The organism is Sulfolobales archaeon, from assembly GCA_038897115.1.
Taxonomy (GTDB): Archaea; Thermoproteota; Thermoprotei_A; order Sulfolobales; family AG1; genus AG1.
Genome location: JAWAXC010000003.1, coordinates 21,497 through 35,624 on the forward strand (window position 1 = coordinate 21,497; position 14,128 = coordinate 35,624).

A 14,128-nucleotide genomic window follows, 5' to 3' on the forward strand; every position below is an offset into this window, starting at 1 on the left:
ATACGAGGAGGGTGGAGGGTCTGAGGAGATTCAGAGAGAATCTGCAATGGCATCTAAATACGCCACCATAGAGCTACTCGTGCCCGTAGATCTATATCTATCATCGGGCGTTCATATAGGCACTTATTTCTCGAATAAACAACTTGAGAAGTTTGTCTACAGGGTGAGGCCCGATGGCCTATACATACTCGATGTTAGGAAGATAGATGAGAGGATAAGGATCGCTGGGAAGTTCCTAGCATCCTTCGAACCCTCCGCCGTAGTTGCTGTCGGGGCTAGGCAATATAGCTTCAAGCCTGTTGAGATGTTTGCAAAGCTAACAGGGGGCAAAGCGATACTGGGGAGATTCATGCCAGGAACATTTACAAACCCCCACCTACCAGGATATATAGAGCCTGAGGTTGTTGTTATATCAGATCCTAGGGTGGATACACAGGCGCTCACAGAGGCTATAGAGATCGGGGTGCCTGTTGTAGCTTTTGTAAGCACAGATGCCAAGATCTCAGGTATAGATCTTGTGATACCTGGGAATAACAAGGGTAGGAAATCCCTAGCCCTGCTCTACTATCTATTAACAAGACAGGTTCTCAGGGAGAGGGGGCAGCTGGGTCCTAACCAAGAGCTTCCAGTACCCTTAGAGGAGTTCGAGGCTAAGGTGGTTGTTTGAAGAGGAGATACCCAGCTGTGGCTGGGTATTTCTACGAGGCTAAGAAGGATGATCTTATTAGGAGGATTGAGTGGTGCTACCTACACCCCCTAGGGGTTGGAAAGCTCCCGATAAGGGGTGCTCAGAGGGATAGGGGTAGGAGGCTCTTCATAGCTCCCCACGCGGGCTATATGTATAGCGGGCCTGTAGCATCGCATACATATTACCACATCTCAGAAGCCGGGAATCCAGGGGTCTTCATAATAGCGGGTCCAAACCATAGTGGGCTGGGATCTCTGGTAGCCACTGTTGTGGACTATGTATGGGAAACACCCCTGGGGGAGGTTGAGATAGATAGCGAGCTTGCAAAGGCAATAGCTAGGAATAGCAATTACTTAGATATAGACGATATACCTCATGAAAGCGAACACTCCATAGAGGTTCAGATACCCTTCCTACAATACATATTCGGGGATAACTTCAAGATAGTTCCAATAGCTATGGCTATGCAGACTATAGAGGTTGCCAGAGACATAGCTAATGCAATAGCCAAGGCTGTTGATGCATTAGGTAGAGATGTGATCTATATAGCATCAACTGACTGGACACACTACGAGCCCCACGAGATATCGGTTAAAAAGGATCTAGGAGCCCTCTCATATGTGGAGAAGCTAGATGTAGAGGGCTTCTACAGATATATAATAGAGAACAATGTATCAGCCTGCGGCCCAGGCCCCACCATGGTATTTATCTACCTAGCAAAGATCTGGGGGTATAGAGGGGCTAGAATATATAAATATGCAACCTCGGGAGATGTTACTGGTGAGAAATCCTGGGTCGTTGGCTATGCATCTGCAGAAGCGATCTAAACTATGCTATAGGCTAGACACCGGTTTAGACTCAAGATGGTTTGAGCGATGTGAAGAAAAGAGAACAGGAGATGTAAAAGCTGGATAGCTGTTGAATATCGTAATGCTTTATGAATATCTTAGGTAGAGGCATTTGATCTTTACAGGAATGATGTTTCGCTGTAAATCCCTAATAACCCCTATTATAATAATTATGTTGGGGAGTGCTATTTAGCTCGTTAGAGGTTGATAGGAAGAAGCTTAAGCAGATAATATCGTATCTCAAGACATGGCAAGCCAGCGCAACAATATTGCTGAGCCTATATATACCGCCTGGGAGGCCTGTGGCTGATGTTCTAGAGGTTCTTAGGAGAGAGCTCTCTATAGCTCAGAATATAAAGCTTAAGAGGACTAGGGATGCTGTTGAAGCGGCACTCTCAATGGCTATTGATAGGCTTTCGAAGATACCTAAGATCCCTGAGAAGGGTCTTGTAATCTTTGCTGGTGTCGACCCTAATACAGGTGATGAGGTTTCAATGGTATTCTCACCCCCAGATCCTGTCCCCCTCTATTACTATAGGACTGATAAGTGGTTCCATGTTGAGTTCTTAGAACCTATGGTTGAGGAGTCAGAGATATATGGGATTATATTGATAGAGAGGGATCAGGCTACTATAGCTCTTCTAAAGCCGAGCGGTTTCGTAATACTCGAGGAGATCGAGGACTATATACCGGGTAAACATTCTAAGGGTGGGCAGAGCCAGAGGAGATTCGATAGGATTATAGAGCAGATGGTTGAGGAGTTCTTTAAAAAGGTTGCTGGGAGGGCCTCAGAATACTTTATACCACTGCTGAATGAGGGCAAGCTGAAGGGTATATTGATTGGGGGGCCTGGATATGCCAAGATAGACTTTATAAGGGGTGACTATCTAGACTATAGGCTTAAACAGCTGATAGTTGGCGAGCCCTATGATGTATCATACCAGGGAGAGCCAGGTGTTAGAGAGATCGTTATGAAGGCCTCTAATGTTATAAAGGGTCAGAGATATGTTGAGGCTATAAACGCTATAGAGGAGTTCAAGCTCCACCTAGCCAAGGATGATGGCTTAGCTCTCTATGGTCTTAACGAGATCAGAAAAGCCCTTGAGATGGGGGCTGTGAGGAAGCTCGTGATCTTGGAGGAGCTTGAGAACTCTGAGGAGCTTGAGAAGCTTGCTGAGAGCAGGGGAGCTGAGATCCACTATATAAGCAGCTCCCTCCCAGAGGGTGAGTGGATAAAGAAAACCTTTGGAGGGGCTGTGGCTATACTGAGGTATAGAATTGAGTAGCTTATAGTATTATCCTCTCCCTCTCAATATCCTTCCTATTAAGCCCGAAAACCTCTGTTCTAACCCTTATCCCTCCGAAGAGCTCTGCCTCATCCATGTCGAGGGCTACCGCAGATGCTATTCTCCCTATAGAGTCTGCCTTCATAATCCCAGAGCCCGAGGTGCCTGCAGCAACCTCTATATTCCCTATCTTGAATATCACGGGCTGCCCATCTATTGGGTTCATATCGTAGTGCCCTGCCCACGCGGTATCTGGTGATGCTCCTGTGAATTGTGGTAGGTATTTAGATAGCACTGGGTATATTGAGTATCTATAGAAGCTCTCCTCAGGCTTGGGATCCTCTTCTAAGGCGTATGGCCTCCCAAGATCGTCTGAGAGTCCTACCCAAAAGCTTCTCTCCCTAGCCTCTGGCTTTATATAGACCCTTCTCGGGAGTATTGTGAATGGGATCACACCTAGATCGTTATAGCCCTTGGTATATAGCAATGCTGATAGCCCCTCTGTGTTTGCCCTTATAACGAAGATCTGTCTCTTCTTAGGATTAACAACAGGGTCGATCCCTATTGGTTCTAGAAGCCTCCTAGTCCACGCACCAGCCGCGACAACGATGTTTCTAGCCTCTATATATCCAGAATTTGTTTCAACACCCTTAGCCTCTATATCCTGCCATGCAAAGGGCTCTCCAGGTATGTCTAGAGGCTTCTTAGCACCTAGAACGATCCTCTTAACATATGTGTTATAGATAACCTCTCCCCCAAGTGATTTAAAGGATGCCTCATAGAATCTCACAAGAGAATCAGGATCCAGAGTACCCGCCCTCGGAACATATATCCCAGCCTCTATATCAGGGATCCCCATAGCCCTTGCCTCCTCATCCCTCGAAACATCGACGTTAAAGCCCTGCCTCCTCAGCTCCTCCCTCTCCACAATCCTATAGCTACCGCCTAGCTTCTCAGCAGCATCTAGAGCAGGCCTTAGCCTCTCAAGCTCCTCGCTATCTACGAGGAATAGATATCCAAGATATCTCATTCCAAGATCCCATCCCAGAGATCTTTCAACATATTCGTAGAACTCCACAGAGCTCTTAGTGATCAGAACATTGATCCTTGAGCTGAAGAAAACCCTGAACATGGCAGCTGATTTCGAGGTATCACCCATACCAGGGCCTGGGTTTTTATCCACAACAACAACCCTAGATCTAGGGCTAGCCTTCTTTATATAATAGGCTGTGGAGAGACCAACAACACCAGCCCCTATGATCAGATAATCTATTCCCGGCGATTTCCTCCCCCATATAGGATTAGCATAACATATACTTAAACCACGATCGCTAAGGAGGAGCCTATCTCCCTCGGGCCAGTGGGAGGCTTCATAGAAGCCTCTACTCCTCACAACTGCTCATCTAGCTCATAGTAGGTTCCTCGATTTTAGGATAGTGCTGCATATTGCTGTGGGATTATAAGCCTTTACATGTTAAAAGGGTGGGTGCTATCAATAAATATAAACCAGTATAAAATCCAATACAGCGGGCTGTAAGCTATATGGGCTTTATCTCTTTACCCTTATCTATGTATACAAGCCCCTCAGATATCATGGCTTCAACTAGGATCTTCTCCTTCGCTGATAGATTATTCACATCCTCGACCTTTATAGGCATTCTCGAGATTAGCGATTCGTAGAACTGTTTATCAACAACGAAGTCCCCCACAATAACTACTTCCCCTCTATCTACGTAGTATTCTAGGCTACCCATCTGCTTTGAAGCCTCTTTGCGGGCCTCCGCTATAGTCATGAGCTTCTCCTGGGATAGCTTTTCTAGGAACTGGTCTCTCTGCCTCTGCTGCTTCCCAGGTGTTTGGAGAGCCCTTATAAATACCTTTAGCTCCGATACTTCTTTCTCTAGCTTGGATAGATTTTCTAGTGTGTCTTCAAGTGTTTTCTCTAGCTCTGCGATCCTCTCCTTAAGCTCGCTAATCTCCTTCGATAGATCTCCCATACCATGTATATGTATATCCTCTCCCCCCTCCTGAAGCGCCTCCATCTTAGCCTGGCTCCTCGCTATATAGCCCTTGCTAGTCCTCACAACAAGCCCTCTCTCCCTCAGCCTTAGCAATGCATATCTAACTGTTATTATGCTGAATCCGAGTCCATCAGCTATCTCCCTAGGCTTTGAATATGGGTGTTTCTGGAGATAGCTGAGCACCAGCTTATCTATATTGCTGCTCAACCCACTACATACCCTTCTAACATATTTATGTCTAAGGGTGGATTTAACTGGGGGTCTCTTCCAATCCCGCCTTGCCTCTCTTCCTTGGGAGCACGCTGATCTCTCCCAACCCGATCCCCCTGCCCCTTCCCAAGCCGAGGTAGTTTGCTAGGGCGAGGGATCTCTCCATAGCCTTCCTAGTAGCCTTGTGATGGATATTCATCTCAACATATCCTGTGAAACCCCTAGCTTTTCTGATCTTCCCGCTGGAGTCCCTCCCTATTATAACAGTTACAGGTCTGATCCTATGCCCTATAATCTCTGTAAGCGCTGTACCCATAACAGCGATTCGATATGAATATATATCGTCCTTATCATTTGGTCTTGAAAGTCTAAGGCTCTCAGGGGCTACCCTATTCCATAGTCTGAGCGCGTAGCTAAATAGGATCCCCGGTATTGGCAATGTAGCTGTCCCTACTCGGATCTTAGAATATCTATTCATGATTCTCTTAACAGGAGGTATCATGATCTTGGGGGACAACACAGCTGGGGTTATGAATCTTAGCAACAAACCTCCTGATAGATCTAGATATAGGCTCGCTAGATCCCCTACCACCTCAACACTCTCAACAACAACATCGAAAACCCCATAGGGGGTGTTGATCACACCACCGGAGAAGCCAACTATATCGCTCAGATCATCCTTAGAAACATAGGCAGAGATCCTTGAAAAGAGCCTGGAGCCCCCGCGAACATGTAGCACACTATCGTCAGCGCCAACTTTATATAGCCTTCTCCCATCCTCTCCATATAGGCAGGATATGAAGATAGGCTTATACTGATCCCTTGAGGAGCTGAGAGCCCTTAGAGAGCTAAACAGAGCCCCAGAATCTATCATATGCTTCACAACCTTAGAGCTGAGAGGAGGAAGTATAGAATCCCTAATAACCTTCAAGCCCAGATTAACCCTAACAAGCACACCACTACCAACAGGCCATGGAAGCCTTCTCTCAGAATTGATCCCTGTGCCCAGCGCTGACCTCCTAAACATATTTTAACCAGGGATATCTAAATATCTCTAGATCCGTGTGATATAGCTCCGAATAAATAGAGGGAACAACTGAAAAACCTAAGAAGAAGGCCTAAATGAATATTCGATAATCCTCAATAAAGATAGAAAATCTTCAAAATCTTACCTTTATATAAATAAGCTGTTTTAGCTATACTTAAATCAAGCTATTTTTATCGTTTATCATTACTGCTTACTTTTTATGTTAAATAACATAGGATAATTAGGATTGTAAAGGCAGCTGCATATACAATTACGATAGCAGCTGGTACAGCATTACTGTAATAAGTCAGGTAGAAAAGGTGACTCAATTCATGCACTAATAGCTTAGCAAAAACCAGAGCCCAATTGAACTCAAACCGCTCCTCAGATAAGAAGGTATTGTTGAAATCCAGATATCACCCCCAACGCTATTAGCAAAAATAGCTAGCAGTATTTGAAAATTTAAGGCATTGCAACTATAAGTCTCGCTTGTAGAGCGGTTTATGTTTATTGGCTTTCTAGGCTCTTGGTGTTAGGGTCTATATCTTCTGCTGATTATGTAGATGCTGGTTAAAATAGCTATGGTTGCTGCTGCTATAACTGCATATTGCCTATAGTCTATGGTGGGCTCCAGCGTTCTAGCCCTTATTACAGGCTCCCAATACTCTATTGCAAAGAGTTTGCATCCAGAGACCTCTCTTATGGGCAAGCCCTCTGGGCGAGGTGGAATTTCCACCGTCAAGCGGTAGGAAGAAGCGGTTGGATAAAGTATGTATATTTTCTTACTTAAACTTTACTATAATTAGGGGTTTATGTTGGACGAGCTGATAATCACCATAATAACTGTTGTGGTAAGTATAGCAACGGCAACAGCTTCTCTAGGTTATTGGCTTGGCAGGAAATTCTCTGAAACAGATAATAAGTTTACAGTGATTGGTGAGAGACTTATCAGGCTTGAGTATACGATTAACCAGTTCTCTGAGACTTTAATACTGATGCTGGAGTCAAAGGGGATTTTTACTCCTGCTGAGGCTGTGGGTATCAGGAACCTGGTTAAGGCTCTCCTTCCAATGCCTAGATCTAAGTATTATACTTGGGAAGTATATGAGAGGCTTAAAAGGCTTCTTGATAAGGATCCAAACGAATATGCTATGGCTGATATAGAGGAAATGAACAGCATGGCTGATCTGATAGAGAAGGAGGGTTGGGAGACAAATAGAAGGGATCTATTAGAATATGCTTCGAAGCTGAGGTTCTATGCGATGATAGCAAAGGTTGTTTTCATATATCCAAAGCTGCTGAAAGGCTCTAGCCAGCAAAGAGGTTAGAATAATAAAGGACTCCCTATTAGTGGTTTAACCGGCTAGAGTTTATCTTTCCTTTTAATTCAATAGAGATTGATTCAAAGGGTTGATAGACTTTCTGAATATAAAAGCGTTTCGCATGGAGAGGAGATCAGTCTTCAAGAACCCCTATTCTGGCTAGGAAGTCCAGATATTCCCTATCTCTCAGTAGCTTCTCATAAGCTTCTGTGAGATCTTTGCCTCCTATTACGTAGTCGCCTAGATATCTAACTGAGAATCTAACTGCATCTACAGAATATTCTTCGCCTAGATATCCCTTGGCAACCATCTCTAGGATCTCTAGTGGTGTTGGGATCAGCTTCCACAGCTTTCTAGCGACTCTATGTTCCATCAGATCTAGTATCTCTTTATACCTTACATAGCCATCGGCAACAATCACATCGCTACTAGAGATCCTTGGTAAGCCCTTTCTTACAGGTTTGAAGAACTCTATCCATGGCTTAGGATCTATTCTCCCGCTAAGGCTAATTCTAGCTCTTATCAGTAGAGAGGCGAGTCTATAGGCATTAACCTCTAGAGATCTAGGATCTATATCTTCTTCGTAGCAGATCACCTCTTTATGGGGCATCTCAACAGCTAGTCTGGGGATCTCCTTGATAACAGGCCACCAAACCCTTGTAAGGGATGTGTTGAAATACTTCAACGATATATCCATTAGATCATCCTCTAGAGCTCCAACCCCTCTATATATAAGATCCCTGCATAACCCCCTAGGAAGGGGAAGGGCTATGCTGTTATAGCTAGATAGAAGCTCTCTAAGCTCTCCCCCAAGCCTCTCCACAGCCCCCTCAATCCTTGGCAGACCTATGACCAGCTCGGCCATACTTTCAATATTAACCTATAACTAGAAGGATTTAAAACGCTATCTATATATGGAAGGAACATATCCTCCAATATATGATCCAATGGCTATTATTTAATGTCTAACAGTTCCCTAGCTCTCTAAGATTTTCAACCTCGATAATCATTTTCTGAGCACCTCTCTAGCCATGCTAAGCACGATCGCTAGTGTGATGAATAGTGATGCTGTTAGATAGAATATTAGTTGATATGCGAAGTGAGAAGGTACTTGGATCGATATAGGCGGGTTTTTTGATAAGAGCAAAGTATCCTTAAACTGATCCATTATAGTGCCTGCTACAGCAGGCCCCCAGGCCGAGCCTAGGTTTCTGAATACCGTGTTTAGCCCGGCAGCAGTACCCAGATTTGATCTCTCTACCGAGAATATCACTATGTTTACCAACGATATATTGAGCATTGTAGATCCAAGACCTATAACTATTGTAGAGGATATCATATGGGGCAGATCTATGAAGGCTAGATAGGATAGAAGGATCATGCCTGCACCCGCAACAAGGGCCCCAGCTATTGAGAGCCTCTTAGTACCGATTCTAATGAGCTGCCTCCCCAATATGGGTGCGGCTATAAGCTGTGTAACAGCGTTTGGAAGCATCCAGAACCCCGTCTCCAGGATGCTCAGGCCATATCCATTTGGTTTGGGCATCTCGAAGATAAAGGTGTTTGCCTGTGCCATGAGCTGGAACGTGAAGCCTACCATGAAGATGCCGAAATTAGCTATAGCTATGTTTTTATTTGAGATTAGGTGGAGGGGTATTAGAGGGCTAGCGGATCTCCTCTCATAGATTATAAAGACTATGAGGGATAATATTGATATAAGTCCAAGGCTTAAAACGAGTGTGCTGCTCCAACCCATTCTAGGTCCCTCGGAAATCCCTATGATCCCACTCATAAGGGTTGTTGAGAGGAGGGCCGCGCCAACCCAGTCTATTTTCTGCTGTACCCTGTATCTGCTCTCCCTTATCAGCAGAACCACCAGAATGTCCTCTAGCAGTATGAAGGGTATTGCAGTATGGTATGTGGCTTGCCATCCATAGTTCTGGCTGATATATGCTCCCAGAGGGAGTGAGAGGAGGATACCAACGCCAAACATAGCGCTTATAATCCCCTGAACCTGTGGTATAAGCCTTGGCGGGAACTCCTCTCTAACTAGTGAGAATGCGAGGGGCATCATAGCCATTCCAGACCCCTGTATAGCCCTGGCTATTAAGAGGGTTGTGAAGTCCTCGGCATAGCTGGTCATTATAGCGCCTATTGTGTATATAGACATAGCTATGATCATCATCCTCTTCTTCCCATAGACATCCCCCAGCTTCCCCAGAATCGCTGCAGAAACAGTTCCAAATGCTAGGTAGAGGGATAAAACCCAGGACACCAATGATTCCGAGACCCCGAACTGCCTCTGGATAGATGGGAGAGATGGGATTAGCATGCCTTCTGTATACATAACCAGTAGAGGTATTGATGCAAGAATAGCAGTAGCTCTATAGGCATATCTTAGATCGAAACCCTCTTCCAAAAAATCATCACTCTATTAGATAGAATAGTGAGAGCTTATAGGGTTTTGGCTCTTAGGACTCCATAGGGTTAAGCCTCCTTAGAAGGGGCTTTGATGATCCTCTATGCTGTGTTATAATATTGGTGGCTTATAGATAAGATGTTTGGGGTCTATGTGGGTATCTATCACGAGGATCTCTCCATGATCGATAATATTATTAGGGAGAGAAGAATAAAGATCTCATTATATGGGCTTGGATATATAGGTGCTGCGACAGCCGCAGCATTTATAGATAAGGGCTTTAAAGTGGTGGGATATGATGCAGATCCTGAGAGGGCTAGAAATATTGAGAAGGGCTCTATAAAACACCCAGATCCCGAGGTTAGAGATGCGGTTAGAAGAGGTGTTGAGAAGGGGCTTCTCGAGGTGGTATATGATCCTATTGAGGCCTCTAGAAAGGGTGATATTATAATCATTGATGTACCTCTATCTTGGGGTGCTAGGGGTCCACTCTTCATTTATCTAGATAATGCTGTTGAAAATATAGCGAGGGGCCTATCCCCGGGACATATAGTTGTTGTGGAAACAACTGTCCCCCCTGGAACCACATCTACGAGGGTTAAGGGGATCCTTGAAAGGGTCTCGGGGCTGAGATGCGGATCCGATTTCGGCCTAGCCTATAGCCCTGCTAGGCTTAGTATTGAGAAGGCATATGGAGATCTGACCAGGAGGTATCCAAAGATACTAGGTGGTGTCGATCCTAGGAGCCCCTCTATACTTGAGAAGCTATTTAGAGAGGTATATGGAGGGGTTCTGATCATGAGTAGTGCAACAGCGGCAGAGTTCGAGAAGGTTGCCGAGGGCATATATAGGGATGTCAATATAGCCCTTGCAAACGAGCTTGCCAGGGCTGCTAGAGAGCTGGGCATAGATATCTGGGAGGTGATCACAGCGGCGAGCACCAATCCCTATATCCATATACACATGCCTGGGAGTGGCGTTGGAGGCGTCTCCCTCCCATACCAGCCATATCTACTCGCGTGGAGCATTGGCGGGAAATGGATCTGGGAGGGTGTTATTATGAGGGGTAGAAAGGTTAACGAAGATCAGCCGAGATATATAGCTAAAACAATGCTAGAAGGACTCGAGATCCTCGGTATTAGAGGGTCAGAGGCTAAGATAGCGATCCTAGGGTTAGCTTATAAAGGCGATGTAGACGATCATAGGAACTCGCCATCATATAGCATTATAGAATATCTAGCAAGCCGGGGAGTGGGGGAGGTAGTGCTCCACGACCCATATGTTGAAACCCCGCCATCGGGGATTAAAATATATAGAGATCTCGAGGAGTCTCTAAGAGGATGTGATGGAGTCATATTGTCGACCGATCACAGCATCTATAGAGGCCTAAGCATTGAGCAGATAGCTATCTTAACTGGTAAGAAGAGAGTAGCTATTCTAGATTCTAGGAGGGTTTTGAGGAGAGAGGGTAGAAGCATCAATGATATCGAATGCATCTACTCAACATCGGGGAGCCCGTGGTCTAGATGCTTTCCACCCCCACAGGATCGTTATCTAAATGTTTCTACAAATTATAGCCTTTGATCTCCAGTCATAGATCTTAGCTATAGCTATGCCCCACTCCATAGGATGAGCTCTCAGTTATAATAAATAGCCTTGGTGTTAGGTTTATAGTGATTAGCTAACTGTTTAGTGATATCTAGAAAAGCAAGGCCTCCAGCTGTAATGAAGATCTATATATAGCTGATCTCTAGAAATAAGGAAGCTCTTAATCTACTTATTAATTATTTAAATAGTGAACTGCCATTGGGTTTTTAAGAATTAGATTCGGAATCTATAACCCTTTACACCAGGAAAAGATTCTAGAGGTTAGCGTGGTCATCGACACAGAGGCTATATATAGCGTTATTCCGAGGAGGTTTAAGGTTAGAGCCTTCGGCGATATGTAGAGAGATGGTGGAGAGGCTGGCAATATAGCTGTGCTTGGTGTGGCAACGTTTAAAGCATTTGGATTGGGCTGCAATCTTTTTGGTGTTTAGAGGATGAGCTTATATAGGTTGATAGATGATAATATTTGAAGCCTGACTGGGTGATGGGAGCGCTGCTCCAAGCCCTGGCGGGCCAACCCTAGATGGGAGCCGCGTGCCGTTCGGCTCGACAGCCACCCATGAATCTATGGGATGAGCTAGGAGAGCCCTCTGGGCGAGGTGGAACCCCTAGATGAGACCATGAACTACAAAATGAATGGAATGAAATCTAGGGAGAAACGGCGTTCTAAAGGAGGTGGAGCTATTAATGCTCTAACAGATCTGGAACTTAAGAGCTAACCGAGTTCTTGATCTCAATCTATAGAGGGGGGCTGTTTTCTTTTTAATTGTTTTTAGAATTCTTCATAGAAAACCTATAGGTTTTCTGGAGGATGGAGAAGTGGTGGGCTCGGGGTTCCGAGATCCGTAGGGCTGTGAACCCCTAGGCAACTAGGGGTAAGCCAATGCGGTGAGGGGCTCCTAGCCGTGCCGTGGAGAACCCGAGGGTGGCTCAAACCGCTCTCGGGGGAACGGCATTATAAATTCTATAATCTCATGTGGTTAATGCTGGATCATATATCTATCTGTGGAAATATGGAGCATCGATCTGATTAATTGATCCTAGAAGGAAGAGAGACATAGGAGGTTTAGGAGCTTATAGGGGGCTGTAGACAATAAAATATTGATGGGCCCGTAGCTCAGCCAGGTAGAGCGGCGGGCTTTTAACCCGTAGACCAGCAGGGCTCTGGGCGGAAGTCCCGGGTTCAAATCCCGGCGGGCCCGCCACAACATGCTGATATATAGCCTCTCCTGAGAGGATCCGGGCTCCTTAGCCTAATGCGATACGCTAAAGAGATTCTTGCATGAAAGTCCCACTCTTCTAGTGCGGGATCAGCTTGGTCGAGACTCTCTTTCTATTTCTTTCAAGGATTCCTCCAGGGTGTCTAGGCCTTTGTGGAGTAGCTCCTCCTCGATTGTTAGGGGTGGATGGAGTCTTATGACGTTTAGGAAGAGCCCGGCGCGTAGGAGTAGTAATCCCTTCTCCCTAGCCCTATTAATGATCTTCAGCGTCTCCTCGGTAGCTGGTTCTTTTGTCTTTCGACTCCTGACTAGCTCTATGGCTTGCATAACCCCTAAGCCTCTGACATCTCCTATGGATTCATATCTATGATACATCTCCTCAAGCCTCCTCCTTATAACCCTACCCAGCCTCTCAGCTCTCTCAACCAATCTATCCCTCTGGATGATCTCTATTACCTTGAGCGCAACAGCGCTGGAGACAGGGTTTCCACCATAGGTTCCCCCGAAGCTCCCTGGATTTGTTTTCTCCATAACCTCCTTCCTACCTATTATAGCTGAGAGAGGCAGTCCATTTGCTATAGCCTTAGCTGTAACCAATATATCTGGCTCTACACCGTAGTGCTCCACAGCCCACATCCTCCCAGTCCTCCCCCACCCTGTTTGGACCTCATCGTCTATCAATAGTATCCCGTATTCGTCTAGGAATTTCTTGAGCTCTCTAACATAATCGTTTGGAGCCACTACAAAGCCCCCCTCACCCTGAACCATCTCCATGATGAACGCAGCTATCCTATCAGGAGGTACTCTTGTGTGTATAAACCAGCTTCTTATGTAGTCAAGACATGCCAAGCCGCAGTATGGGTACTCCTGTTTGAAGGGGCATCTATAGCAATATGGATATGGGACAAACTCTACCCCCGGCATCATAGGCTCTAACCTAAACTTATAGGGGCTATACTTACCCGTTGTTGCCAAGGCATAGCCATATGTCCCCCTACCATGGAATGAGTTCTCGTAGGAGACTATCACATATCTATCACTAGCCTGCCTAGCGATCTTAATAGCGTTCTCTATAGCCTCGGAACCGCTGTTCTGTAGAAGAACCTGCTTCTCAGAGGAACCAGGGGCTATCTTTGCTAACCTCTCAGCAAGCTCCACATATGGCCTATAATTAGCTACCATGAAGCTGATATGCCATAGCTTCCTCAACTGCTCCTCAGCAGCCCTGACCAGCTCCGGATTCGCATGGCCAAGAATTGTTACACCTATGCCAGAGGTGAAATCGATATATCTATTGCCATGGATATCATAGAGAACAGCGTTCTCACCCCTCTCAATAGTTATTGGATGTAGAAGAGATATACCCCTCATAACATATCTACTACGAAGATCTAGATAGGGATCTGATGACATAGAATACCACCTAATAAGATACTCCTTGAACAACTAAAAACCAATTAAAGACCATATTGAAACAAC

At 45.4% G+C, this 14,128-nt stretch carries 12 protein-coding genes and 1 tRNA gene; 6 read left to right on the top strand and 7 right to left on the bottom strand.

Translation table 11 applies throughout. The features are described from left to right. Nucleotides 1–46: 46 nt before the first annotated feature. The 3 genes from rpsB to prf1 all read left to right on the top strand — a co-directional run bounded on the left by rpsB (nt 47) and on the right by prf1 (nt 2,822). Nucleotides 47–667 (top strand): 30S ribosomal protein S2, encoded by a 621-nt coding sequence (gene rpsB, locus QXE01_00990; GenBank protein ID MEM4969808.1) that lies wholly within the window; start codon nt 47–49, stop codon nt 665–667. After that, nucleotides 664–1,515: an AmmeMemoRadiSam system protein B gene (amrB, locus tag QXE01_00995; protein ID MEM4969809.1), complete on the top strand. Its 852-nt coding sequence runs from the start codon at nt 664–666 to the stop codon at nt 1,513–1,515. Before rpsB ends, amrB begins: the two co-directional genes overlap by 4 nt. Nucleotides 1,516–1,718: 203 nt before the next feature. After that, nucleotides 1,719–2,822 (top strand): peptide chain release factor aRF-1, encoded by a 1,104-nt coding sequence (gene prf1, locus QXE01_01000; GenBank protein ID MEM4969810.1) that lies wholly within the window; start codon nt 1,719–1,721, stop codon nt 2,820–2,822. A 1-nt stretch (nt 2,823) separates the two neighbouring features. On the opposite strand, the gene QXE01_01005 is transcribed toward prf1, so the two are convergent. The 4 genes from QXE01_01005 to QXE01_01020 form a co-directional block, all read right to left on the bottom strand. Then, entirely contained in the window at nt 2,824–4,215 is a 1,392-nt protein-coding gene (locus QXE01_01005) for an FAD-binding oxidoreductase (GenBank protein ID MEM4969811.1), read from the bottom strand. Between the two features lie 145 nt (nt 4,216–4,360). Beyond that, nucleotides 4,361–5,050: a winged helix-turn-helix transcriptional regulator gene (locus QXE01_01010; GenBank protein ID MEM4969812.1), complete on the bottom strand. Its 690-nt coding sequence runs from the start codon at nt 5,048–5,050 to the stop codon at nt 4,361–4,363. A 43-nt stretch (nt 5,051–5,093) separates the two neighbouring features. After that, on the bottom strand, nt 5,094–6,080 hold the full coding sequence (gene cas6, locus QXE01_01015) for a CRISPR system precrRNA processing endoribonuclease RAMP protein Cas6 (protein MEM4969813.1): 987 nt from the start codon (nt 6,078–6,080) through the stop codon (nt 5,094–5,096). Nucleotides 6,081–6,612: 532 nt separating this feature from the next. Further along, nucleotides 6,613–6,789 carry a hypothetical protein gene (locus tag QXE01_01020; protein ID MEM4969814.1) on the bottom strand — a complete coding sequence of 59 codons (177 nt, stop codon included), beginning with the start codon at nt 6,787–6,789 and terminating at the stop codon, nt 6,613–6,615. A 103-nt stretch (nt 6,790–6,892) separates the two neighbouring features. Between QXE01_01020 and QXE01_01025 the strand changes: the two genes are divergently transcribed. Beyond that, nucleotides 6,893–7,408, top strand: a complete 516-nt coding sequence (locus tag QXE01_01025) for a hypothetical protein (GenBank protein ID MEM4969815.1) — start codon at nt 6,893–6,895, stop codon at nt 7,406–7,408. A gap of 127 nt (nt 7,409–7,535) precedes the next feature. Here the strand turns inward: QXE01_01025 and QXE01_01030 are convergent, their stop codons facing one another. Together QXE01_01030 and QXE01_01035 are read right to left on the bottom strand one after the other, a co-directional pair. Further along, nucleotides 7,536–8,267: a hypothetical protein gene (locus QXE01_01030; GenBank protein MEM4969816.1), complete on the bottom strand. Its 732-nt coding sequence runs from the start codon at nt 8,265–8,267 to the stop codon at nt 7,536–7,538. Between the two features lie 141 nt (nt 8,268–8,408). Beyond that, on the bottom strand, nt 8,409–9,821 hold the full coding sequence (locus QXE01_01035) for an MFS transporter (protein ID MEM4969817.1): 1,413 nt from the start codon (nt 9,819–9,821) through the stop codon (nt 8,409–8,411). Nucleotides 9,822–9,974: 153 nt separating this feature from the next. Here QXE01_01035 and QXE01_01040 point away from each other — a divergent pair, with 153 nt between their 5' ends. Next, the gene (locus QXE01_01040; GenBank protein MEM4969818.1) at nt 9,975–11,405 is read left to right on the top strand and encodes a nucleotide sugar dehydrogenase; all 1,431 of its coding nucleotides are present in this window, start codon (nt 9,975–9,977) and stop codon (nt 11,403–11,405) included. A gap of 1,130 nt (nt 11,406–12,535) precedes the next feature. Further along, nucleotides 12,536–12,634: transfer RNA gene (locus QXE01_01045), tRNA-Lys, on the top strand. A gap of 105 nt (nt 12,635–12,739) precedes the next feature. On the opposite strand, the gene QXE01_01050 is transcribed toward QXE01_01045, so the two are convergent. Then, nucleotides 12,740–14,062 (bottom strand): aspartate aminotransferase family protein, encoded by a 1,323-nt coding sequence (locus QXE01_01050; GenBank protein MEM4969819.1) that lies wholly within the window; start codon nt 14,060–14,062, stop codon nt 12,740–12,742. Between the last annotated feature and the right edge of the window lie 66 nt (nt 14,063–14,128).

Excerpts from the sequence above, each read along its gene's own strand:
- cas6 (MEM4969813.1), bottom strand. The coding sequence starts at position 6,080 with ATGTTTAGGAGGTCAGCGCTGGGCACAGGGATCAATTCTGAGAGAAGG.
- rpsB (MEM4969808.1), top strand. The coding sequence starts at position 47 with ATGGCATCTAAATACGCCACCATAGAGCTACTCGTGCCCGTAGATCTA.
- QXE01_01025 (MEM4969815.1), top strand. The coding sequence starts at position 6,893 with ATGTTGGACGAGCTGATAATCACCATAATAACTGTTGTGGTAAGTATA.
- QXE01_01050 (MEM4969819.1), bottom strand. The coding sequence starts at position 14,062 with ATGTCATCAGATCCCTATCTAGATCTTCGTAGTAGATATGTTATGAGG.
- QXE01_01030 (MEM4969816.1), bottom strand. The coding sequence starts at position 8,267 with ATGGCCGAGCTGGTCATAGGTCTGCCAAGGATTGAGGGGGCTGTGGAG.